Genomic DNA, 22,920 nt, shown 5'->3' with positions numbered 1-22,920 from the left:
CGAGCCTGCCCGCGGAACATCTCGTCTCCGCAGGGCTTGAGACTCCCGATGGTGCAGCGCACCACGGACAAGAAACAGAGTTCCATCAAGGGGATCAGATGATGGCCACCGCCGCGACCGCCGCCAACGACCAGCGCTACGTCTACCGCTTCGGCGGCGGCGTCTCCGACGGAGGCAAGGGCGACCGCAACCTCCTCGGCGGCAAGGGCGCCAACCTGGCGGAAATGGCCGCGATCGGCCTGCCGGTCCCTCCGGGCTTCACGATCAGCACGGCGATGTGCACCCGCTACTATGACGAGGGCGGCCTCTTCCCCGACAGCCTCAAGGCCGAGGTCGCGCAGGGCCTCGCCCATATCGAGGCGGTGACGGGCAGGAAGTTCGGCAGCGCCAACGACCCGCTGCTGGTGTCGGTCCGCTCGGGCGCCCGCGCATCGATGCCGGGGATGATGGACACCGTTCTCAACCTCGGCCTCAACGATCTCACCGTCGAGGGCCTCGCCGCCGTGTCGGGCGACCAGCGCTTCGCCTGGGACAGCTACCGCCGCTTCATCCAGATGTATTCCGACGTGGTGCTGGAGCTCGACCACGCCCGCTTCGAGGAAGCGCTGGAGATCGCCAAGGAGGACCGCGGCTACACCCTCGACACCGAGATGACCGCCGCCGACTGGCAGGCGCTGGTCGCCGAGTACAAGGCGCTGGTCGAGGAGCTGTGGGAGAGGCCCTTCCCCCAGGACGTCCACGACCAGCTCTGGGGCGCGATCGGCGCGGTGTTCGGTTCCTGGCAGTCGGAGCGCGCCAAGGTCTACCGCCGCCTCAACGACATCCCGGCGAGCTGGGGCACCGCGGTCAACGTCCAGGCGATGGTGTTCGGCAACATGGGCGACACCTCGGCAACCGGCGTCGCCTTCACCCGCGACCCCTCGACCGGCGCCAACGCCTATTACGGCGAGTTCCTGATCAACGCGCAGGGCGAGGACGTCGTCGCCGGCATCCGCACGCCGCAATACCTCACCAAGGCCGCGCGCGAGGCGGCGGGCGCCAAGCCGCTGTCGATGGAAGAAGCGCTGCCCGAGACCTATGCCGAGCTGGCCAAGGTCTTCGACCTGCTCGAACGCCACTATCGCGACATGCAGGACATCGAGTTCACGGTGCAGCAGGGCAAGCTCTGGATGCTCCAGACCCGCTCGGGCAAGCGCACCGCTAAGGCCGCTCTCAAGATCGCGGTCGACATGGCCAACGAGGGGCTGATCACGAAGGAGGAAGCGATCCTCCGCGTCGACCCCGCCGCGCTCGACCAGCTCCTCCACCCCACGCTCGACCCGCAAGCGCCGCGCGACGTGCTGACCAAGGGCCTCCCCGCCTCCCCCGGCGCCGCCTCGGGCAAGGTGGTGTTCGACGCCGATGCGGCCGAGAAGGCCGCCGCCGCCGGCGAGAGCGTGATCCTGGTCCGCGTCGAGACCAGCCCCGAGGACATCCACGGGATGCACGCCGCCAGGGGCATCCTGACCGCGCGCGGCGGCATGACCAGCCACGCCGCGGTGGTGGCGCGCGGCATGGGCCGCCCCTGCGTGTCGGGCGCCGGCACCCTCTCGATCAAGGCGTCGGAAGGCGTGATGCGCGTCGGCACACGCGAGGTGCGCGCGGGCGAGATCGTCACCATCGACGGCTCGACCGGCGAGGTGATGGTCGGCGAGGTGCCGACGATCCAGCCCGAGCTCGCCGGCGACTTCGGCACGCTGATGGAATGGGCGGACGGCGTCCGCCGCCTCAAGGTCCGTGCCAACGCCGAGACCCCGCTCGACTGCCGCACCGCGCGCGAGTTCGGCGCCGAGGGCATCGGCCTGTGCCGCACCGAGCACATGTTCTTCGATGCCGGCCGCATCACCGCCGTCCGCCAGATGATCCTGGCGTCGGACGAGTCCGGCCGCCGCGCCGCGCTCGACAGGCTGCTCCCCGAGCAGCGCGCCGACTTCGCGGAGATCTTCCGGGTGATGGCCGGCCTCCCCTGCACCATCCGCCTGCTCGACCCACCGCTGCACGAGTTCCTCCCGCACGAGGAAAGCGAGTTCGCCGAGGTCGCGGAAAGCTCGGGCGTCGACATCGAGACGCTGAAGCGCCGCGCCGCCGAGCTCCACGAGTTCAACCCGATGCTCGGCCACCGCGGCTGCCGGCTCGGCGTGACCTTCCCCGAGATCTACGAGATGCAGGCCCGCGCGATCTTCGAGGCGGCGGTCAGCCTCGACGAGGCGCCGGTGCCCGAGGTGATGATCCCGCTGGTCGCCACCGCCCGCGAGCTGGAGCTGATGAAGGCGGTCGTGGACAAGGCCGCCGAGGCGGTGTTCGCCGAGACCGGCAAGCGCGTCGACTATCTGGTCGGCACGATGATCGAGCTGCCCCGCGCCGCCTTGAAGGCCGGCGAGATCGCCGAGGTCGGCGAGTTCTTCTCCTTCGGCACCAACGACCTCACCCAGACCACGCTGGGGGTCAGCCGCGACGATGCCGGCCGCTTCCTCACCGCCTATGTCGAGCAGGGCATCTATGCGAAGGACCCGTTCGTCAGCCTCGACGTCGAAGGCGTCGGCGAGCTGGTGCGGATCGCCGCCGAACGCGGCCGCGCGGCGCGCGACGGCCTCAAGCTCGGCATCTGCGGCGAGCATGGCGGCGACCCGGCCAGCATCGCCTTCTGCGAGGCGGTGGGCCTGGATTACGTCTCGGCGTCGCCCTATCGCGTCCCGATCGCCCGCCTTGCGGCTGCGCAAGCGGCGCTCGGGAAAGAGGATTGAACCGCCAAATCGCTGAACTGTGCTCCTGCGAAGGCAGGAGCCCTGGATCATGGCGCCGAGCTTGCGGCCTGGGCTCCTGCCTTCGCAGGAGCACTGAAGACAGTTCCGGACAACCGGCTCACCCCCAGCGCCGCCCGTGCTCCTCGTCCTGGCCCTCGCGCAGCATCGCTGCCTGTGAGCGCCAGTCCTCCCGGGCAATGGTGCCGGCCTCGAGCCCCAGCCGCCGTTCGAGCTCGGCCTCGTCCTCGGCGCTCATCGTCTCGATCTGCTCGTAGGACTTGACGCCCTCGGCGTTGATCGCTTTCTCCCGCGCCTCGTCGATGCCGCGGATGCGCGAGAGATTGTCGCGGCCCCAGCCGAACCAGCCTCGCCGCGCCGGCGCCGCGCGGGTATCGGCACCCTCGACGATCTGGGCGGTGACCGGCGCCGCCTTGGCCAGCCGGTCGCGCTCGGCCTCGGTTGCGGCGATGCGGGCTTCGGCCTCCTTGCGGTAGACCGCGTGGTCGACCTCGGCCTGCCGCAGCCGCTCACGCCACTTGCGCCCGCCCGGATGCGACGCGAGCCCGAACAGCCAGCCCGCGATCAGGCACAGCGCGAGCACCGCATATTGGGTCGGCGTGGTGAAGATCATGTGCGCCTCCTGTTACGGAGGTTCAACGATGTGGAAGGGGGATGCGTTCCGCCGACGAAAGTCCCACTGTCCCTCTCCCGTTGGGAGGGTGAGGGTGCCTACGGCCAGCGGTCGCCCTCACCCTCCCACCCGGCTATGCCGGGCGGGGCCCTCCCTCTCCCAAAAGGGAGAGGGAAATATGTCCGCAGCGGGCATTTGCGATCAGGCAACTTAGTGAGCCATGTCCAAACCGTGCCAGCCCTACGGGTGACAGGTCTGCCCTCTTGCAATATAGGATTTCGCCTGCTTGGCTCACGAAGGTCTGGCGCCCGCTGCGGCACCGCCTGCTCTTTGAGTTCGTCAATCCTGTCCAGACCGCGCCGACGTCGCGCGCAGTGGCATCCTCGCACCGATGTCGCGGCAGCGTCGCGCAAGTGCCGCGCTGATGTCGCGTCGGTGTCGCGTTTCAATCGTCCCCCTCTCGCGACGGCACCGTATCGGCTTGCGCACATGTGCGGCGAGTCAATTTAGTCAACATTTTCGGTCAACCTCACGGCCAAGGCGCGGCGGTCGCCCCGCAAGGCGCAACCTGTTTTTCCATTTACGGATGATGGTGGAAGGGGCTGGATTCGAACCAGCGTACGCTCACGCGGGCAGATTTACAGTCTGCTGCCTTTAACCACTCGGCCACCCTTCCACGGGTGCTCTTGTCGAGGCGAGGGGCGCCCAATGCCGAACGTGCTGCGCCATGTCAACGCACTTGCGGCTTTGGGAGCGAGCGGCCTTGTCAGCGCGAGCGCCGGCCAATAGCACCACGGCCATCCAAACGATCAAAGGGGGGATAACGATGCGCCTAACCCATGCTCTCGCCGCCGTCTCGCTGATCGCGCTCGCCGCGCCCGCGCCGGCCGAGATCGACCGGACCCAGGTCGCCCGCATCGTCGACGAAGGCACCAACCAGTCGGAGGTGATGCGTACCGCCGAATATCTCTCCGACTTCATCGGCCCGCGGCTCACCAACTCGCCGAACATGCGCAAGGCCGAGGAATGGACCCAGGCCAAGTTCCGCGAATGGGGTCTCAGGAACGTCCATAAGGAGGGCTTCGACTTCGGCCGCGGCTGGTGGATCGAAAGCTCCTCGGTGCGCATGGTGAGCCCGCGTCCGATCCAGCTCACCGCGATCCCCATCGCCTGGACGCCGCCGACCAACGGCACCGTCTCCGCCCCGGTCATCGTCGCGCCGATGAGCGCCGAGCGCCATTTCGACGCCTGGCGCGGCAAGCTTCGCGGCAAGATCGTGCTGGTCTCGCTCCCGACCGACGGTTCCGAGCCGACCGATCCCATGTTCAAGCGGTTCGGCAACGACGATTTCGCCAAGCGCGATCAGTTCAAGCAGCCGCGCTTCGATCCGGAGGCGGCCGACCGGCGCATGAAGCGGCTCGACTTCGCCCGGAAGCTCGACGCCTTCCTCAAGGCCGAGGGCGCCCTCGCCTATGCGACCGAGAGCTATCGCGACGGCAAGCTGGTCCATGGCGAAGGCTATCTGTACACGCGGGAGGACACCCCCTCGGTCCCCGGCGTGCAGATCGCCGCGGAGGACTATCGCCGCCTCGCCCGGATTGCCAAGATGGGGCCGGCGCCGGTGCTGGAGATCAACAGCACCGTCCATTTCGACGACAGCGACCCACAGGCCTACAACGTCTTCGCCGAGATTCCCGGCACCGATGCCAAGGCGGGCTACGTCATGGCCGGCGCGCATCTCGATTCCTGGGTGGCGGGCGACGGTGCGGCGGACAATGGCGCGGGCAGCGCGATGATCATGGAGGCGGCGCGCATCCTTTCGGCGATGGGTGTGAAGCCGAAACGCACGATCCGCTTCGCGCTGTGGGCCGGCGAGGAGCAGGGCCTGCTCGGCAGCCTCGCCTATGTCGAGAAGCACCTCGCGACGCGCGGGAGCGGGCCGGACACGTCGACCGGTCTCGCCCGCTATATGGGCTGGGCCAACCGCTGGCCGGTCACCCCGCAGCCAGGCTACGGCGAGCTCGCCGCCTATTTCAACATCGACAACGGCTCGGGCCGCCTGCGCGGCATCTATGCCGAGAACAATCCGGCGGTGGTGCCGATCTTCAAGGAATGGCTCGCCCCTTTCGCCTCGATGGGGGCGACGCAAGTGGTGATCGGCAAGACCACCGGCACCGATCACGAGTTCATGCAGGCGGTCGGCGTGCCAGGGTTCCAGTTCATCCAGGATCCGCTCGACTATGGCAGCCGCATCCATCACTCGTCGATCGACACCTTCGATCATCTGAAGGCCGACGACATGCGCCAGGGCTCGATCGTGCTCGCCGCCTTCCTGCTGAACGCCGCCAACATGGACAAACCGCTGCCCCGCGCGGTGCCCCACCAGCCCAAGGTCACCGATCCCTTCGCCTATCCCGACCCGGACGACGACCGGTGAGCCGGCGCGGACACAGGCCGAGCCAGGCGCCGGCATCGCGGCCCCGCTTCTGGGGCCGCCATCCGGTGACCGCCGCCCTCGCCAACCCGGAGCGGACGGTGCGCCGCATCTGGGGCACGCGCGAGGCGCTGGCGGCGCTGGGGCCGCTGCCGAACGCGATTCCGGTGACCTTCGCCGACGCCGCCGATCTCGGCCGGCTCGTGCCTGCGGACGCGCCGCATCAGGGATTGGTTGCCGAGGTCGATCCGCTCGACGACATCTGGCTCGGCGATCTCCTCGAGCAAGGCGCCGACGACCGCCGCCCACTGCTGGTGCTCGACCAGGTGACCGATCCGCACAATGTCGGCGCGGTGCTGCGCTCGGCCGCGGCGTTCGATGCGCTCGGGATCGTCACGCAGGATCGCCATGCTCCGCCGGAGTCGGGGGCGTTGGCGCGTTCGGCTTCGGGCGCGCTGGAGACGGTGCCTTGGGTGCGCGTGGTCAACCTCGCCCGCGCACTCGAGGAGATCGCCGAGGCGAGCTACTGGCGGATCGGCCTCACCGGCGCCGGATCGGTAACCTTGGCCGAAGCGCTCGGCCCGCCCAAGGTCTGCCTGGTGCTCGGCGCCGAGGGCGAGGGGATGCGCCAGAACACCGAGGCGCATTGCGACCAGCTTGCGCGCCTGCCGATCTCACCTAAGGTCGAAAGCCTGAACGTGTCGAACGCCGCCGCGATCGCCCTCTACGCGGTGGCGACTTCCACGGTCTGAACAGGGGTGCCGACCATGCTTGCCCATCTCAAAAGCCTGTCGCTCGCGCTCGCCGCGCCGCTGATCCTGTGGGGCTGCGTGCTGACGCCGGGCAAGTTCGTGTCGACGCTCGATATCCGCGCCGACCGCAGCTTCGCCTTCACCTACGTCGGCGAGGTCTATGCTGTCGATATGGGCAAGGAGTTCACCAAGGGCCTCAAGGACAGCGACACCGGCAAGACCTCGATCGATTCGGCCGGCGACGAGGCATCACTGGAGGCGCAGGATGCGAAAGGCGAGGACAGCGAGGCCAAGAACAAGGCGATTGCCGAGGCGCTGTCCAAGGAAGCCGGCTTCCGCAAGGTCCGGTATGTCGGAAACAGCAGGTTCGAGATCGACTATGCCGCGTCAGGCAAGCTCACCTACCCGTTCCTCTTCCCGTTCAGCAGCGACGCCGAGGTGATCTTCCCGTTCGTGATGATCGAGCTGCGCGGGCCCGACCGAGTGCGGGTGAGGGCGCCGGCGTTCGGAGCGGATTCGTCGAAGAGCGGCATGTCGGAGGCGGGCAGCGCTGCAAGCAAGGTCGACGGCACCTTCACCTTGACCACCGATGCCGAGATCGTCAGCCAGAACAACGAAGCGGGCGCCGCGGCGGCGGGCGGGAAGAAGACGATCATCTGGCGCGCGACGCCGACGACCAAGGATACGCCGATGGCGGTGCTGAAGGTGGCGCCGCTCCCGTAGGAGGGAAGGGGCGGATCTCAGTCCTCCGCCGCGATCCTGACCCTGAGGCCGTCCAGCGCATCGGTGAACTCGATCTGGCATCCCAGCCGCGAGGTCTCGTCGCGGTCGCTCGACGAATCGAGCAGGTCGTTCTCGTCCTCGCTCATCGGCGGCAGTTTGACGGCAAATTCCGGATCGACATGGACATGACAGGTGGCGCACGAGCAGCAGCCGCCGCACAGCGCGAGGAGCTCGTCGAATCCATTGTCGCGGATCACTTCCATCACCGACAGGCCGGCCTCGCCCTCGACCGCGCGTTCGTGTCCGTCACGGGTGGTGACGATCAATGTCGGCATGGTTATCTCCTCAGCTTCGCGCGTCCCATGCCGCGCGCGCCGAACGAATTCAAGGAACCCCATGGGCTTATCTGCCGAACAGCTCCGCACCTCGATCGACGCACTGGCCACCATCGAACCGGCCTTCGCCGCTGCGCTGGAGCGCGCCGGCTACCCGGAGCCTCGCATCCGCGCCCGGGGCTATGAGACGCTGCTCAGGACCATCGTCGGCCAGCAGGTGAGCGTCGCGGCCGCGCAATCGATCTGGACCAAGCTGGAGACGGAAGTCGGCGACCTCACCGATCCGGCAAACATCGCCAATGCCTCCGACGAGATGCTGCGTGCCGGCGGCCTTTCACGTCAGAAGGCCAGCTATGCCCGCAGCCTTGCCGCGGAGATCACCATCGGCCGGCTCGATCTGGCGAACCTTCCGGAAGACGATGAAGAGGCGATCGCGGCATTGACCCGCATCAACGGCATCGGCCGCTGGTCGGCGGAAATCTACCTGCTGTTCGCCGAAGGGCGGCCGGATATATGGCCCGCCGGCGACCTCGCGGTGCAGGTCGAGATCGGACGGCTGCTCGGCCACGCCGAACGGCCCGGCGAGAAGGCGGTGCGCGCCCTCGCCGAACGCTGGCGGCCGTACCGCGGCGCGGCTGCGATCATGGCCTGGCACCACTACAAGATCGAGGTGCTCTGAACGCGGCTCAGGTGAAGGGCGACGGCGGCATCGCCGGGATCGGATCGCGATCGATGCGCCAGCCATGCTGGTCCTTGATCATCGGCGCGTGGCACCCGCGACAGATCGACCGCAGCGCATCGGGATAATGGACCGCAGCACCGCGGCTGCGACGATGCACGCCGAACAGGCACAGAAATCTCTGGAACAGATGCATTGCCGTCCTCCCCAGCTACGCTCGACACGCAAAAGCCACGAGTACGACCGACCGACCGTATAACACCGATCGTTCGGCGACGCACCTCAGCGCGAGAGTCTTTGTTGCGCGAGGGAATCGCACGCCCCTATAGCTTCGTTCCATGTCCGAAGATCTGTTCGCCGCGCCCATCCCCTCCTCCTCCGACTACGACGCATCGTCGATCGAGGTCCTCGAAGGGCTGGAGCCGGTCCGGCGCCGTCCGGGCATGTACATCGGCGGCACCGACGAACGCGCGCTCCACCACCTCGCGGCCGAGGTCCTCGACAATGCGATGGACGAAGCGGTGGCCGGGCACGCCACGCGGATCGAAGTGACTCTGGAGCCCGGCAACCGCCTCACCATCGTCGACAACGGGAGAGGTATGCCAGTCGATCCTCACCCGAAATTCAAAGACAAGTCCGCTCTGGAGGTGATCCTCTCGATGCTCCATTCCGGCGGCAAGTTCAACGGCAAGGCCTATGCGACCTCGGGCGGCCTGCACGGCGTCGGCGTCAGCGTGGTCAACGCGCTGTCGAAGGACACAGTGGTCGAGGTCGCCCGCGACCGGCAGCTCTACCGCCAGCGCTTCTCGCGCGGCGCGACGCTGGGGCCGCTCGAGCATCTCGGCGGCACGCCCAACCGGCGCGGCACCAGCGTCGCCTTCACGCCCGACGACGAGATCTTCGGGCCGGAGATGCACTTCAAGCCGGCGCGGCTCCACAAGCTCGCCCGGTCCAAGGCCTATCTGTTCGCCGGCGTCGAGATCCGCTGGAAGTGCGACCCCTCGCTCATCGCCGACGACACGCCTCCCGAAGCGGTGTTCCAGTTCCCCGGCGGCCTCGGCGACCATCTGCGCGAGCAGCTCGCCGGCCGGGAGTGCGCCACCGCGGACTTCTTCGCAGGGCGGCAGGATTTCCCCGACGGCCAGGGACGCGTCGAATGGGCGGTGGCGTGGCCCCTGTGGTCCGACGGCAGCTACAGCTGGTACTGCAACACCATCCCGACGCCCGACGGCGGCACGCACGAGCAGGGCCTGCGCCAGGCGCTCACACGCGGCCTGCGCGCGTTCGGCGATCTCGTCGGGCAGAAGAAGGCCAAGGACGTCACCGCCGACGACGTTATGACCGGATCGGAGCTGATGCTCTCCGTCTTCGTCCGCGAGCCGCAGTTCCAGAGCCAGACCAAGGACCGCCTGACCTCGCCCGAGGCGACCGCGCTGGTCGAGCGCGCGGTGCGCGACCATTTCGACCATTTCCTCGCCGACAACATGGAGCGCGGCCGGGCGCTGCTCGGCTATGTCCTCGAGCGGATGGACGAGCGCCTGCGCCGCAAGGCCGAGCGCGAGGTCAAGCGCAAGACCGCGACCTCGGGCCGCAAGCTGCGCCTCCCAGGCAAGCTCACCGACTGCGCCGCCGACAGTCCGGAGGGCACCGAGCTGTTCATCGTCGAGGGCGATTCGGCCGGCGGTTCCGCCAAGCAGGCGCGCGATCGCAAGACCCAGGCGATACTGCCGATCCGGGGCAAGATCCTGAACGTCGCCTCCGCCACCTCGGCCAAGATCCTGGCCAACCAAGAGATCGCGGACCTCATTCAGGCGCTCGGCTGCGGCACGCGCAAGGACTGCCTGCCCGACAACCTGCGCTACGAGCGTATCGTCATCATGACCGACGCCGACGTCGACGGGGCGCATATCGCGACGCTGCTGATGACCTTCTTCTTCCAGGAGATGCCCGAACTGGTGCGGCGCGGGCATCTCCATCTCGCCCAGCCGCCGCTCTACCGGCTGACGGTCGGGTCGAAGTCGATCTACGCCCGCGACGACGCCCATCGCGCCGAGATCGAGGCGAGCGAGTTCAAGGGCAAGAAGGTCGAGGTTTCGCGCTTCAAGGGACTGGGCGAGATGAACCCGCAGCAGCTTCGGGAGACGACGATGGACCCGGCGACGCGCCAGCTCCTCCGCATCACGCTGCCGCAGGAATATGAGGAGCGCGCCGGGGTGAAGGACCTGGTCGACCGGCTGATGGGCAACAACCCGGCGCACCGCTTCGCCTTCATCCAGGAGAACGCCGCGCGGCTGGAGGACGAGGCGATCGACGTCTAGGTTGCATTGACAATCAGCTGAGCCATTCGAGGACGGCCCTATGTCCCGCCGATCCTCGCCGATTGCGGCACGCCGATGATCAACGGACAGGCGCCGGAAACCCGCGGAAATCCGTCGAAGGTCACGAAAGTCATGGGTAGAACGCCGATGTGACTTTCGTGATATAATGTTACATGAAGGTTCGCAAAAAAGTTGACTAAATTGACTCAGGGTCCTGTGTGTGCGGAACCGATGCGCCGGAAGGCTGCACGGACGCGGCAGGATCGCGACCGGACGCGGCGGCGATGCGGCACAGGCGCTACGGTGACGCGACAGCGGCGCGACATGAGCGGGATCTACGGGATCAAAGAGCGGACCGGCGCTTACGCGGCTCGGACCGGGCGAGCCAAGCAAATGAAATCCTACATTGCAAGGACGCCGGATCGTCGACATCCGGCGCCAAGGTCTTCCGACGCTGAATGTCGACACAGCCTGGAGCGGATTGCGGAAAATCTGCCGGCCTCTTCTGTCCTCTTCCTGGAGGGAGAGGATACGGAGACTTGGCGCCCCGGCAAAGCCGGGGTGCTTAGTCGGAGTTGGTGAGGGTGACCCACCCTCGCGAGCGGAGGACCCCTCACCCAGCTCCGACTAAGGCCTTGCCTCGCAAGACCTAAGTCTACGCAGCCCTCTCCCCAAGGAGAGGGGAAGGAATTGAATCCCCCACAGACCTTAGTCCCATCCTACCCAGCTAAGCTTGGGGAGGAATTTGCTACTCCGCCGGACTGTACCGGATCGCCGCCGTCCCCTTCGCCCGCACCGGAAGGAACAGTCCCTGCCCGGTGACCTTGATCTCACCGTTGCTGACGTCCGCCACATTGGCGGACAGCAGGAAATCGCCCTCGCGCCGTCCGGCGATCGCCTTGCGCGCCGCCGTCAGCACCCGCTGGTAATCCGGCGCGAAATCGTGCGTCAGCGCCTCGCGGACCTCGGCGAGCACGCCGGGATCGAGGAACAGCTGGATCAGCATGTCCACCGCTTGCCGATCGGTCTCTCCGGCGATGCTGAGATCGCGCACGCGCACGACCTGCGAATTGGGCTCGTTGTACGGCACGCCCCACAGCCAGACCTCGCCGTGCGTGGTGGTGAGCTCCGGCCGCGACCGCGCCCGTACCTTCGCCTTGACCCCGACCGCCAGCCGGCCGCCTTCGGTCGCATAGACGGTGACCTCGCCGAACTCGGCGTCGACCGGTCCGACGCCCTTGAGCGTGATCCCCTTGGCCGCGCGCTTGACCAGCGCGCGCTGCACCACCGGTTCGAGTTGCGCATAGTCCGCCAGCACCGGCACGAAGAAGCGGAGCCCGCGCGGGCCGAGCCGCGTCGCGGGCGGCGGCAGCGGCGTCGGCGCGGGATCGGGCGGGCGGGCGCCGACGAAGGTCTCGGTCAGCGCCTCGGCCTGGAGCGTCATCTCCAGCCGGCGGCCGGTGACGCGATAGCCGCCGAAGCCGAGCCGCTTCGGGGTCACCCGCATCCAGGCGGGCGGCTTCTCGCGGTTGAGCTCGATCGAGGTGAACGCCTGGCGCCACAGTTGCTCGGTCCAGGCGCGGGCGTGGAGCCTCGCCAGTTCCTGCGGCAGGCTGCGCTCCAGGCCCGCGATCACGCGCTTGAGCTTGGCATCGGCCTTTTCGGCGAACTTGATGCGCTGGCCGAGGAGGTCGATTCCCGGCGGCTCGATCCAGTCATAGGCGATGTCGACCTTGGCGGTCGGCTGCCACGCGCGGTCGACCGCGAGCCGCACCGTCGCGCGCACGTCGGCGGCGCCGGTCGCGGTCTCGCCCTTGAGGACACCGCCGACGTTGCGCGCCGCGATCACCGCCGAGACCGGCAGCGTCGCGATCAGCGATTGGCCCTTGCCGCTCAGCCGGATACGCCCGCGCGTCACCTGTCCGACGATGCGGCAGCCGATGTCGGGTGTCACCCTGGCGCGGACGCCCAGCACCTTGACGCGCTTGGCGGTGACGCATTTCGGCTGGAACCTGTCGATCTGCCAGAGCTGCCGCGGGATGCGTGCGTTGAGGCCCGCCTCCAGCGCGGCGAGGTCGATCGTCAGCGGCACCACGATCGTCGAGGTTTCGGTCGGCAGGTCGGCCGGCGCCTCGACCTTGGGCGGCGCCGGGTTCCCGCCGTGCCTGCGCTCGCGCTCGCATCCGCCGAGCAGCGTCGCCGCGATCGCCGCTGCAATCCACCCTCTCCGCATCGGCGTTCCCCCTCGCCAGCAGCCACGTTGGGGCGGCCTAGGTCAAGTCAAGCAAAGCAAATCCTATTAGGAAAGCGATTTTGTTGGAGGTCGCCTAAGCCCCTCCCCTTCAGGGGAGGGGTTGGGGTGGGGACTGTCCGCGAGCCGGACCGCCTGCCGCACTGCCCCACCCCAAACCCCTCCCCTGAAGGGGAGGGGCTTAGAGGAATTAGTCATTCCCGCCGATGAGGTCTCCCAGGCCGCCCAGAACCGATCCCTCGCCGCGATTCTGCCCGCCACGCGATCCCGCCGCTGCCAGCATCCGGCCGGCGAGGCGCGAGAAGGGCAGCGACTGTACCCACACCTTGCCCGGTCCCCGCAGCCGCGCGAAGAACAGCCCCTCGCCGCCGAAGAACACGCTGCGCACCCCGCCCGCGGTCACCAGGTCGAAATCGACGCTCGGGGTATAGGCGGCCAGGCAGCCGGTATCGACGTGCAGCTCCTGCCCCGGCGCCAGCTCGCGCCCGACGATGGTGCCGCCCATCTGCACGAACACCCAGCCGTCGCCCTCCAGCCGCTGCATGATGAAGCCTTCGCCGCCGAACAGCCCGGTCAGCACCCGGCGCTGGAAGGCGACGCCGATCGACACCCCCTTGGCCGCGGCGAGGAAGCTGTCCTTCTGGCAGATCAGCGTGCCGCCGACGTCGCTGAGCTTCAATGCCATGATCGCGCCGGGCACGGGCGAGGCGAAGGCGACGCGCGCCTTGCCGGAGCCGTTGTGGGTGAAGACGGTGGTGAACAGGCTCTCGCCCGTCACCAGCCGCTTGCCGGCGCCGAGCAGCTTGCCCATGAAGCCGCCGTCCTGGCCGCTGCCGTCGCCGAACACGGTGGTCATGCCGACCGCGGCATCCTTCCACACCAGCGCCCCAGCCTCGGCGACCGCGCTCTCGCCGGGATCGAGCTCGATCTCGAGGAATTGCAGCTCCTGGCCCTTGATCTCGAAATCGATGTCGTCGGCGACGCCGCTGCTGCGTGTGTGCGACCATGGGCTCGACTGGGGCACGACTCGCTCTCCGCTTGAGGATTCGGCGGCCTTTTAGAGTCCGATTCGGCCAGTGTGAATCTGTTCCCCGGCGAAGGCCGGGGCCCAGTTGCAATCTGTTCGACACTGGGCCCCGGCCTTCGCCGGGGAACGGCTGCTTCAAGGCGGACGGATCAAACTCTAGCCCAAGACGGGGCCGGCTTCACCGCCCTCCGTCCTAAAGCTTGCGCATCCGCTGCATGTGATAGCGGGCGCGGCGCACCGTGCCGATCAGCATCAGGCCCAGCGCGGTGACGATCAGCGCGAGCGGCACCAGCTCCGGCAGCGACGGCAGTACGCTGCCGCGCAGGATCGCCGCGACCACCCCGAGCAGCGCGAGGGCGATGCCCGAGAGGCGCGTGCCGCGCGCCACCATCGCGAGCTCCCGGCGATAGCGCGCGAGCTCCGCCGGATCGCCGAGGTCGGGCGGCGGGGGAGCCCCCTCGCCCTCGCTCACGACGCCAGCGCCTCGACCAGCGCCTTGACCTTCTTCTGCCGCCACTGCGGGAGCGGCGCCATCAGCCAATAGCCGCGCGGCACCATCCGGGGCTCGCCGATCATCACCACCCGCCCCGCCGCCAGGTCGGCACGGGCGAGCAGCTCGGGCACGCAGGCACGCCCCAGCCCCGCCGCCGCCGCGTCGAGCGCGAGCCCGGCGTCGGCGACGCGCACCGGCGAGGTCGCGTCCTCGCCCATGCAGCCGGGCCAGGCGATCGCGACATCGGCGCCGCCCGCGGGCGCCGTCACCGTCACCATGCCGTCGGATTCGAGCGCCTCGCCCTCATGCTCGCCCGGTCCCTCGCCCCAGCGGATCGCGAGGTCGAGATTGGCCTGGGCGAAGTCGACCTCCTCGTCGGCGACGATCGCGAAGCGCAGCTCCGGGTCGGCGGCGGCGATCTCGGTCAGCCGCGCCATCAGCCATTTGGCGGTGAGGTCGCGCGGCGCGGCGATGGTGAGCGACTTGGACGACTGCCCCGCCTGCATGGCGCGCACCGCCTCCTCGAACTGGAGGAAGCCCTCGCGCAGCGCCGGCAGGCCCGCCTCGCCCTCCGGCGTCAGTTCCAGCCCCTTGGTGGTGCGGCGGAACAGCACGGTGCCGAGCGTGTCCTCCAGCGCCCGGATCTGCTGGCCGACCGCGGCCGGGGTCACCGCCAGCTCGTCGGCGGCGCGGGTGAAGGACAGGTGCCGCGCGGCGGCATCGAGGACGCGCAGGCCGTTGAGGGGAAGGTGGGTGCGCTTCATCTGTCGTCGCCCCGGCGGAGGCCGGGGCCGCCATGTGGATCGGAATCGCTTCGAAACTGAGCGGCCCCGGCCTTCGCCGGGGCGACGGAGATGGCCATGCTCACGCCCCCACCGCCGGCGCCAGCAGCGCGAATTTGGGGATGGCGACGTCGAAGCCTTCGCCGTCCTCGTCGATCATGTGATAGCTGCCCTGCATCGATCCCGTCGGCGTCGATAGCGGGCAGCCCGAGACATAGTCGTAGCTCGTCCCGGGCGCGATCACCGGCTGTTCGCCGACCACGCCCTCGCCCTCGACCGAATGGCGCGCGCCGCGGCCGTCGGTGATGATCCAATGGCGGGTGAGGAGCTGCACGGTTCGGTCCGACGCGTTCTCGATGCGGATGTGATAGGCCCAGAACCAGCGCCCGCGCGCCGGCTCCGACTGTTCGGCGAGATAGCTCACCTGCACGCGCACCGCGATCCCGCGGGTCTCGGCGGCGTGGGCGAACAGCGCCTCCATCAGAGCCCCACGGCCCTCAGCGCCTGGTCGAGATCGTCGATCAGGTCCTGCGGGTCTTCCAGCCCGACGTTCATGCGCAGCATCCCTTCGGTCACCCCCATCTCGATCCGCTTCGCCTCCTCGACGCCCGAATGGGTGGTGGAGGACGGATGCGTCATCAGCGAGCGCGAATCGCCGATGTTGTTCGAGATGTCGACGAGCCGCAACGCATCGAGCAGGTCGTGCGCCTGCTCGCGCCCCTCGACCTCGAAGGCGAAGATCGACCCGGCCGCCTCCATCTGGCTCATCGCCAGATTGTGCTGCGGGTGGCTGGGGAGGCCCGGGTGGAGGACCTTCGGCACGCGGCCCTCCAGGAATTTGCCGACCTTCAGCGCATTGTCGCTCTGGCGGCGGATGCGCAGGTCGAGCGTCTCCAGCCCCTTCAGCACCACCCAGGCGTTGAACGCGCTCAGCGTCGGGCCGGTGTTGCGGGTGAAGGGTAGCAGCGTGTTGGTGATGAAGTCCTCGGTGCCGCATACCGCGCCGGCGAGCACGCGGCCCTGGCCGTCCATCGCCTTGGTCGCCGAATGGGCGACCACGTCGGCGCCGAACTCGACGGGGCGCTGCAGGACCGGGCTGGCGAAGGCGTTGTCGACCACGGTGACGATACCACGCTCCCTGGCGAGCGCGCACACCGCCCTCAGGTCGACGATGTCCATCGTCGGGTTGGCGGGGGTCTCGAAGAACCAGACCCTGGTGTTGCCCTTGGAGGCATCGACGAACGCCTGCGGGTCGCGCGCATCGACCACCGTCGTCTCGATGCCGAAGCGCGGCAGCAGCGTGTCGGTCAGCCAGCGGCAGGAGCCGAACGCCGCGCGCCCGCCGACCAGGTGATCGCCCGCGGACAGCTGGCAGAGCAGCGCCGCCGTCATCGCCGCCATGCCGCTCGCCATCGTGCGGCACGCCTCGGTCTGCTCGAGCAGCGCGATCCGATGCTCGAGCATCTCGACGGTCGGGTTCTGCAGCCGCGAATAGGTCATGCCGACCTGATCGCCGGCGAAGCGCGCGGCGGCGTCGCCCGCGCAGTCATAGGCATAGCCGGAGGTGAGGAAGATCGCCTCGCTGGTCTCGCCCCATTCCGATCGCGCGGTGCCGCCGCGCACGGCCTGGGTGGCGGGGCGCCAGCTGCGCGTGATCGAGAGGTCCTGACCGGTACGACGCTTCATGGCTGACGCTTTGGCGGAGGGGACCCTGCCGGGTCAACCACTCCCGTCATGCCGGACTTGTTCCGGCATCCACCGTGTCGCAAATACGACGGTGTGGGGCCTGGTGCACGGTGGATGCCGGAACACGTCGGCATGACGGAAAGGACGTGATGACCGCCTATCTCCGCCGCCCGTGGCTCGTCGCCCTTCTCATCGGCCTCGCCGCGCAGATGCTGTTCAGCGTCAACGTCACCCGCCCGCACAAGCTGATGTTCGACGAGATTCATTATGTCCCCGCCGCCCGCGCGATCCTGACGCTCGACCGGCCGATGAACACCGAGCATCCGCTGCTCGGCAAGGAGATCATCGCCGCCGGCATCGCCGTCTTCGGGGACGACTCGCTCGGGTGGCGCGCCTTCTCGACGCTCGCCGGCACCGCGACGGTGCTGGGGGTGTTCGCGATTCTCATCCTGCTGTTCGGCAGCGTCCGCACCGCAGGCTGCGGCGCGCTGTTCGCGGCGCTCAACTTCACGATCTTCATCCAGGCGCGGATCGCGATGCTCGACGGCTTCATGGCGGCGTTCGTGCTGCTGGGCATCGCCAGCCTGCTCTGGGCGATGCGCGCGCCGCCGGAGAAGGTCCTGCGGCGCTGGCTGCTCGGCGCGGTGCTGCTCGGGCTCGCCACCGCGACCAAATGGGCGGCGGCGCCTTATGTCGCCTTCGCGATGGCCGCCTTCCTCTGGGTGCGCGGCATCCGCCCGCGGGCATGGCCGGGGCTCGGCAGAATCCGCGCGATCCTGTCGCTCGGGATCGTCAGCGTCGCCGCCTATTTCCTCACCTTCCTGCCCGCCCTCTTCTACGCGCACGATCCGCTGACGCCTGCCGGCATCGTCTCCTTCCAATGGCGGATGTACGAGAGCCAGACGCAGATCCTTTCTCCCCATCCCTATCAGTCGAGCTGGTGGAGCTGGCCGCTGATGCTCCGGCCGATCTGGTATCTCTACGAGCCGGTCGACGGCGCGGTGCGCGGGGTGCTGCTGATCGGCAATCCGGTGATCATGTGGAGCGGGCTGATCGCGATGCCGCTGCTCGCCTGGCGGTGGTGGAAGGGTTCGGCCGAGGCGGGCGCGGTCGCGCTGCTATGGGCGGCATCGCTCGCGATCTGGGCGATCATCCCCAAGAGCCTCGGCTTCTATTATTATTACCACCTCTCCGGCATCTTCATCTGCATCGTGCTCGCCGCCGCCTGCCACATGTACGGCCGCGGATCGCGCAGCTGGTGGACGGCCGCGACCGCCGTCGCCGCCGTCGCGCTATTCGTGCACTTCTACCCGATCATCGCCGCGGGGGCGCTGCCCAACGATCAGGCGTTCAACCGCTGGATGTGGCTCGACAGCTGGCGGTAGGATGCCCTGTTCAGATTGAGGCCGCGTCAGTGCTCCTGCGAAGGCAGGAGCCCGGACCGCGGGCGAGACGCCCATAATCCAAGGCTCCTGCCTTCGCAGAGCACGATTCAATCTCGTCCGGACTCATCCGGACCAACCCTACAACCGCGCCAGCACCGCGTCGCCCATCGCCGGGGTCGACAGCGAGCCGCCGAGGTCCGTCGTGCGCGCGCCGTCGGCAATCGCCGCGGCCACCGCCGCCTCGACCCGGTCCGCCGCCGCCGGCTGCTCCAGCGAGTGCCGCAGCATCATCGCCGCCGACAGGATCGCCGCGCAGGGATTGGCCTTGCCCTGCCCCGCGATGTCGGGCGCCGAGCCGTGGATCGGCTCATAGAGGCCGCACGCCCCGCTCCATTCGCTGAGCGACGCCGACGCCAGCATCCCGATCGAGCCGGCGCACATGCTTGCCTGGTCGGACAGGATGTCGCCGAACATGTTGCCGGTGACGATCACGTCGAACTGGCCGGGCGCGCGCACCAACTGCATCGCGGCGTTGTCGGCGTACATATGGGTGAGCGCGACCTCGGGATAGCTCGGCGCCAGCTCGTTCACCACGTCGCGCCACAGCTGCGAGGTCTCCAGCACGTTCGCCTTGTCGACCGAGCAGAGCTTGCCCCTGCGCCGCTTCGCCATCTCGAAGCCGACGGTGGCGATCCGCCGCACCTCGGCCTCGTCATAGGCCATCACGTCATAGCCCTGTCGCAGCCCTTCGCCGGTCCGACGCTGCCCCTTCTCGCCGAAATAGACGTCGCCGGTGAGCTCGCGCAGGATGACGAGGTCGAGCGTGCGCACGATCTCCGGCTTCAGCGCCGAGGCATCCTCCAGCCCGGGGAAGCCCTTGGCTGGCCTCAGGTTCGCGAACAGGCCGAGCGCCTTGCGCAGCCCCAGGATCGCCTGCTCGGGCCGCAGCGAGCGCTCGAGATCGTCGAAGCGCGGATCGCCGACCGCACCGAACAGCACCGCATCGGCCTGACTCGCGAGGTCGAGCGTCGACACCGGCAGCGGATGGCCCAGCGCCTCATAGCCGGCACCGCCGACCGGCGCCTCCTCGAAGGTGAGGTCGAGCCCCAGTGCCTCGAGCACGCGTCGCGCCTCCGTCACCACTTCCGGTCCGATCCCGTCGCCGGGCAACAATGCGATCAATGCCATCTATCTTCCCTCGCTTCGGCGCCGCATTGCCGAGCGCGAGGCGATCACGCAACCGCGCGTTTGAGCCGTTCGACCAATCGCCCCCGCGCCGCGAGCGCATCGGCCGCGCGCCCGTGGAGCAGGTCGCGTTCGAGGAAATGGCCGGTGAGGCGGAGGCCGTCGAGGATATCGTCCCACTCTGCCGCTCCGCCGCCCTGCAGGAAGGCGGGATAGCGCAGCAGCCGCGCCTCGTAACCGGCGGCCGCCGACCGGCTCACCGCGGCACCGCTCCTGGGGCTGACATAGGCGAGGTCGTCGTTCGACCCGGTCGCTACACATCTGTCGAGATCGAGTCCGAAGCCGAGCTCGGCCAGCAGCAGCAGCTCATAGCGCACCAGCGCCCCCGCCCAGCCGCGCGCGCCCGGCGCCGCCTCGATCGCGGCGAGCAGGCCGTCGAGCGCCTCGTATAGCCGCGGATAAGGCTGCGCGTCGGGCAGCGTCGCCGCCGTCAGCGCCGTCGCCCATTCGAGCGCGGCGGCGGCGAGCGGCTCGGCATGGAGCGGCGCGCGGCTGTACGCCAGCTCGACGGTGAGGCCGGCCAGCGTCTCCTCGGTCCGCGACCGCCATTCGCCGAGCACGAGGTTGGCGGGCTGGAGGATCGGACGGAGCCTGCGCGAATGGCCGCCGCGCACATAGCCGGGCTGCACCCCGTCAGCCGGGGTCAGGCAGCGCACCACCGCCCCGTGCTCGCCATGCGCGCGGACCGAGAGGACGATGGCCTGGGTGCGGAGGTGCATGGCCGAGGCATACAAGTTCCTCCCCGGCACGGGGAGGGGGACCGCGAGCGAAGCTCGTGGTGGAGGGGGTTCGCCTCGCTCGACTCGCTTGCGGCCAGCCCCCTCCACCATCGCTGCGCGCCCACCGCTTGCTTCGCAAGCCGGCTTCGCGGCTGCGACCTGCCCCGGCAGGTCGCTGATCGCTGCTACGCCCCCTCCCCGTGCCGGGGAGGAATTAGCCTCGCCGCACCTTCTTTGCCCAATCCTGCAGGCCGATCCCCGTCACCCCGGCTTTCACGAGCTCCACCACCCAGTCGAACCCCGCCAGCGCGGCCACCACCGCGCGGTTGGCCATCGTCGGCCGGAGCAGCAGCAGATCGACGCACTCGATGCCGCCCGTCGCCATGCTGCGCTTGTGCTGCCCCTCGCCTTCGGTGAAGTCGAACCGGCTGAATCGGCCTTCCGCGAACAGGTCGCGCATCGCTTCGAGCTGCAGCACCGCGCCGGGCGACAGGTCGTTGCAGGCCGGGTCGTGCCCGACATATTCGTAGATCACCGTCCCCGCCTGCACCGGACAATAGAGATAGGCGATGGGCCGCCCCTCCACGAACAGCAGCCACGCCCGCACCGCGTCGGCCGCGGCGTGCGCCAGCATCCCGGCGACGAACTCGCCATCGTCCGGCAGGCCCATGCCAAGCAGCCGTTCCTGATAGGTTCGTTCGGCGATACCACGCGCGACGGCGTGGAACGCCTCCAGCTGCTCCGGCGTGCGATAGGCACGCACGTGGGGGGTGCCGATCCGCTTGAGCTTGCGCTTGAAGCCGGAACGCGTGTTGCCCGAGAGCCCCGCCCACCACGCATCGAAGCCGATGGCGAGATCGGCATAATAGCGGGTATATCGCTGCCGAACGAAAGCGATCATGCCGCCCGCCACGAGCTCCGGCACCAGCGCCGCCGGCAGCGAGGTCACGAAATAGCCGTCCCCATCCTCCACCGGCGGCAGCGGCGGGACGCGCCCCGACAGCGCATCGTCGAGCGACAGCGGCACGCGCCGGAGCTTGCGCCGCACCGACAGCAGCGTCCGCGCGCCGATCTGGAACCGGAGCGGCAGCGATGCGGCGGCGCTCATGCCGCGCGTTCCTCGATCAGGTTCGACCAGAGCTGCTCGGCCTGTCGCCAGCCGGTGCGCAGCAGGCTGGCGCCGAGCGGCACGTCCCCCCGCCCCAGCGCCAGCGCGGGCCGATCGGCGAAATGGGCGGTCGGCAGCGTGTCGCGCCGGGCCGAGAGCAGCCGGCACAGCCCCTCGAACCGCGCGACATGCACGCGGTTGGGCCGGGTTCCCGCGCGATTGGCGAGCTCGAAGCTGTGGCCGACGACCGTCACCGCTGCGTGACGCTCGCGCAGGGCATGGTCGAGCGCGGCACGCATCTCGCCGGCCGACAGCGCGCAGATCTGGAAATGGCGAAGCCGGCCGGCGCGGTCCTCGATCGCCGTCACCGGCACCTCGATGACCCCCTGATGCACGATCGGCGCGATCTGCGCGCGCGGCAGGCCGATCGCGCTGGGCCAGGGATGCTCGCAGCCGTTGTGGCTGCTGTCATAGACAAACCCCAGCGACGCGAGCGCCGCCAGCGTGTCGTCGTTGGCGGCATAGCTGCCGGCGCGGAAGGCGATCGGCTCCGGCGCGCCCGCCTCGACCAGCAGGCTGCGGGCCCGGTCGATCATGGCACGCTGCTCGATCGCGGAGAGATCGGTGAGTTCGAACCGCCCATGGACCATCCGGTTCTCGGCGGCGGCGCCGGCCCAATTGGGATGGAGATGAAGCTGCACCTCCTGCCGCGCCGCCAGGATCGCCTCCACCACCGGCCGGATCGCGCCGGTCCCGTGGGCCAGCGCCGGCATCGGATCGACGAAGAAGGTCGCCTTCAGCCCATGCGCCGCCAGCCGCTCGAGCTGCCAGCCGATGCCGACGCCCGCCGGCTCCAGCGAACGCGCCGCCATCGCGGCCACGTCGAGCCCCGCGGCGTGATACCCCCATTTGAGCTCGGTATCGATCGTCAGGAAAACCGGCGTCGCCATCGCGCCGCCCTAGCGCGCGGGAGTGAAGGAAGCGGTAACGGCCTCAGTAGCCGGTCAGAAGCATGTCGATACCGCCCATGATCGCATCATGTTCGTGCGACAGCGACCCGAGCACCGGTCCCAACAGGGAACGCCGCACGCTGAAGGCGAATTGCGGATAGAGGATGAGACGACGCCCTTCGAAATCGAGCAGGGGGTTAAGACGGGTGATCGGCGGCGCGATCTGCCCCGGTTCGTAAAGCGGAATTACGAAACGCGTTGCCAGTTCGCCGATGAAATCGGATTGGCAATCGACCAGCAGCCGCTCGTCGTCCTTGCGGCGGTAGACGTCGAATTGCGCCATCAGCTTTCGTGAAGGTCGGCATGTGGGACATCATTGGTTTCGACCCAGGCATTGAACTCGTCGATGGCCGCGCGATTCTCCGTCAGCCAACGTGCGCGAGCCTCCTCGCGAATGGCTGCCTTCAGGCCGGCCTCGCAAGCTCGCGACACGTTGATGCCGAGCGCCTTGGCCTCGGCGACCGCTTCCTGATCGAGTGAAACGTTGGTGGCGCGACGGGTAATGGGCTTTGCCGGAGCATTCATAACTACCTCTCAGTCATGCGCATGATAAATGCGC

Annotated in this window: 22 protein-coding genes and 1 tRNA gene; 7 read left to right on the top strand and 16 right to left on the bottom strand. The window is 68.8% G+C overall.

The window, feature by feature from the left end:
- Positions 1–98: 98 nt before the first annotated feature.
- Positions 99–2,783 carry a pyruvate, phosphate dikinase gene (gene ppdK, locus ACMGER_RS16425; RefSeq protein ID WP_436813238.1) on the top strand — a complete coding sequence of 895 codons (2,685 nt, stop codon included), beginning with the start codon at positions 99–101 and terminating at the stop codon, positions 2,781–2,783.
- Positions 2,784–2,901: 118 nt separating this feature from the next.
- Here ppdK and ACMGER_RS16420 read toward each other — a convergent pair whose 3' ends face one another.
- On the bottom strand, positions 2,902–3,414 hold the full coding sequence (locus ACMGER_RS16420) for a helix-hairpin-helix domain-containing protein (RefSeq protein ID WP_436813237.1): 513 nt from the start codon (positions 3,412–3,414) through the stop codon (positions 2,902–2,904).
- A 590-nt stretch (positions 3,415–4,004) separates the two neighbouring features.
- Positions 4,005–4,090: transfer RNA gene (locus ACMGER_RS16415), tRNA-Tyr, on the bottom strand.
- A 150-nt stretch (positions 4,091–4,240) separates the two neighbouring features.
- Between ACMGER_RS16415 and ACMGER_RS16410 the strand changes: the two genes are divergently transcribed.
- Genes ACMGER_RS16410 through ACMGER_RS16400 form a run of 3 tightly spaced genes read left to right on the top strand, consistent with a single transcriptional unit; the run spans position 4,241 to position 7,323 of the window.
- Positions 4,241–5,851, top strand: coding sequence for a M20/M25/M40 family metallo-hydrolase (locus tag ACMGER_RS16410; protein ID WP_436813236.1), 1,611 nt, complete (start codon positions 4,241–4,243; stop codon positions 5,849–5,851).
- Positions 5,848–6,600, top strand: a complete 753-nt coding sequence (locus ACMGER_RS16405; RefSeq protein ID WP_436813235.1) for a TrmH family RNA methyltransferase — start codon at positions 5,848–5,850, stop codon at positions 6,598–6,600. The genes ACMGER_RS16410 and ACMGER_RS16405 overlap by 4 nt, the downstream gene beginning before the upstream one ends.
- 15 nt (positions 6,601–6,615) lie before the next feature.
- Complete coding sequence (locus ACMGER_RS16400) at positions 6,616–7,323, top strand: hypothetical protein (protein ID WP_436813234.1); 708 nt, start codon at positions 6,616–6,618, stop codon at positions 7,321–7,323.
- Between the two features lie 17 nt (positions 7,324–7,340).
- Here ACMGER_RS16400 and ACMGER_RS16395 read toward each other — a convergent pair whose 3' ends face one another.
- Positions 7,341–7,658 carry a 2Fe-2S iron-sulfur cluster-binding protein gene (locus ACMGER_RS16395; protein ID WP_436813233.1) on the bottom strand — a complete coding sequence of 106 codons (318 nt, stop codon included), beginning with the start codon at positions 7,656–7,658 and terminating at the stop codon, positions 7,341–7,343.
- A 61-nt stretch (positions 7,659–7,719) separates the two neighbouring features.
- Here ACMGER_RS16395 and ACMGER_RS16390 point away from each other — a divergent pair, with 61 nt between their 5' ends.
- Positions 7,720–8,337: a DNA-3-methyladenine glycosylase family protein gene (locus ACMGER_RS16390; RefSeq protein WP_436813232.1), complete on the top strand. Its 618-nt coding sequence runs from the start codon at positions 7,720–7,722 to the stop codon at positions 8,335–8,337.
- A 7-nt stretch (positions 8,338–8,344) separates the two neighbouring features.
- Here the strand turns inward: ACMGER_RS16390 and ACMGER_RS16385 are convergent, their stop codons facing one another.
- Complete coding sequence (locus ACMGER_RS16385) at positions 8,345–8,533, bottom strand: hypothetical protein (protein WP_436813231.1); 189 nt, start codon at positions 8,531–8,533, stop codon at positions 8,345–8,347.
- Between the two features lie 142 nt (positions 8,534–8,675).
- Here ACMGER_RS16385 and parE point away from each other — a divergent pair, with 142 nt between their 5' ends.
- Positions 8,676–10,655 carry a DNA topoisomerase IV subunit B gene (parE, locus tag ACMGER_RS16380; RefSeq protein ID WP_436813230.1) on the top strand — a complete coding sequence of 660 codons (1,980 nt, stop codon included), beginning with the start codon at positions 8,676–8,678 and terminating at the stop codon, positions 10,653–10,655.
- Positions 10,656–11,403: 748 nt separating this feature from the next.
- Here parE and ACMGER_RS16375 read toward each other — a convergent pair.
- The 6 genes from ACMGER_RS16375 to ACMGER_RS16350 form a co-directional block, all read right to left on the bottom strand.
- Positions 11,404–12,888, bottom strand: a complete 1,485-nt coding sequence (locus ACMGER_RS16375) for a DUF4403 family protein (RefSeq protein WP_436813229.1) — start codon at positions 12,886–12,888, stop codon at positions 11,404–11,406.
- Between the two features lie 208 nt (positions 12,889–13,096).
- Positions 13,097–13,930, bottom strand: coding sequence for a TIGR00266 family protein (locus tag ACMGER_RS16370; protein WP_436813228.1), 834 nt, complete (start codon positions 13,928–13,930; stop codon positions 13,097–13,099).
- A gap of 196 nt (positions 13,931–14,126) precedes the next feature.
- A complete protein-coding gene (locus tag ACMGER_RS16365) occupies positions 14,127–14,405 on the bottom strand; it encodes a hypothetical protein (protein WP_436813227.1) in 279 nt (92 codons plus the stop codon).
- On the bottom strand, positions 14,402–15,190 hold the full coding sequence (locus ACMGER_RS16360; RefSeq protein WP_436813226.1) for a LysR family transcriptional regulator: 789 nt from the start codon (positions 15,188–15,190) through the stop codon (positions 14,402–14,404). The genes ACMGER_RS16365 and ACMGER_RS16360 overlap by 4 nt, the downstream gene beginning before the upstream one ends.
- 100 nt (positions 15,191–15,290) lie before the next feature.
- A complete protein-coding gene (apaG, locus tag ACMGER_RS16355; RefSeq protein ID WP_436813225.1) occupies positions 15,291–15,689 on the bottom strand; it encodes a Co2+/Mg2+ efflux facilitator ApaG/CorD in 399 nt (132 codons plus the stop codon).
- Positions 15,689–16,894: a trans-sulfuration enzyme family protein gene (locus ACMGER_RS16350; protein ID WP_436813224.1), complete on the bottom strand. Its 1,206-nt coding sequence runs from the start codon at positions 16,892–16,894 to the stop codon at positions 15,689–15,691. Before ACMGER_RS16350 ends, apaG begins: the two co-directional genes overlap by 1 nt.
- A 149-nt stretch (positions 16,895–17,043) precedes the next feature.
- On the opposite strand from ACMGER_RS16350, the gene ACMGER_RS16345 reads away from it, so the two are divergent.
- Complete coding sequence (locus ACMGER_RS16345; RefSeq protein ID WP_436813223.1) at positions 17,044–18,279, top strand: glycosyltransferase family 39 protein; 1,236 nt, start codon at positions 17,044–17,046, stop codon at positions 18,277–18,279.
- A gap of 138 nt (positions 18,280–18,417) precedes the next feature.
- Here ACMGER_RS16345 and leuB read toward each other — a convergent pair whose 3' ends face one another.
- The 6 genes from leuB to ACMGER_RS16315 all read right to left on the bottom strand — a co-directional run bounded on the left by leuB (position 18,418) and on the right by ACMGER_RS16315 (position 22,886).
- Positions 18,418–19,467 (bottom strand): 3-isopropylmalate dehydrogenase, encoded by a 1,050-nt coding sequence (gene leuB, locus ACMGER_RS16340; protein ID WP_436813222.1) that lies wholly within the window; start codon positions 19,465–19,467, stop codon positions 18,418–18,420.
- Positions 19,468–19,511: 44 nt separating this feature from the next.
- A complete protein-coding gene (gene recO, locus ACMGER_RS16335) occupies positions 19,512–20,243 on the bottom strand; it encodes a DNA repair protein RecO (protein ID WP_436813221.1) in 732 nt (243 codons plus the stop codon).
- Between the two features lie 214 nt (positions 20,244–20,457).
- The gene (locus ACMGER_RS16330) at positions 20,458–21,351 is read right to left on the bottom strand and encodes a GNAT family N-acetyltransferase (RefSeq protein ID WP_436813220.1); all 894 of its coding nucleotides are present in this window, start codon (positions 21,349–21,351) and stop codon (positions 20,458–20,460) included.
- Positions 21,348–22,301, bottom strand: a complete 954-nt coding sequence (locus tag ACMGER_RS16325) for a polysaccharide deacetylase family protein (protein WP_436813219.1) — start codon at positions 22,299–22,301, stop codon at positions 21,348–21,350. The genes ACMGER_RS16330 and ACMGER_RS16325 overlap by 4 nt, the downstream gene beginning before the upstream one ends.
- Before the next feature lie 43 nt (positions 22,302–22,344).
- On the bottom strand, positions 22,345–22,644 hold the full coding sequence (locus ACMGER_RS16320) for a CcdB family protein (protein WP_436813218.1): 300 nt from the start codon (positions 22,642–22,644) through the stop codon (positions 22,345–22,347).
- Positions 22,644–22,886 (bottom strand): type II toxin-antitoxin system CcdA family antitoxin, encoded by a 243-nt coding sequence (locus tag ACMGER_RS16315; RefSeq protein ID WP_436813217.1) that lies wholly within the window; start codon positions 22,884–22,886, stop codon positions 22,644–22,646. Before ACMGER_RS16315 ends, ACMGER_RS16320 begins: the two co-directional genes overlap by 1 nt.
- Positions 22,887–22,920: the final 34 nt, after the last annotated feature.

This window comes from Sphingomonas astragali (assembly GCF_051400615.1).
Taxonomy (GTDB): Bacteria; Pseudomonadota; Alphaproteobacteria; order Sphingomonadales; family Sphingomonadaceae; genus Sphingomonas.
This window is presented reverse-complemented; position numbering and strand designations above follow the sequence as displayed.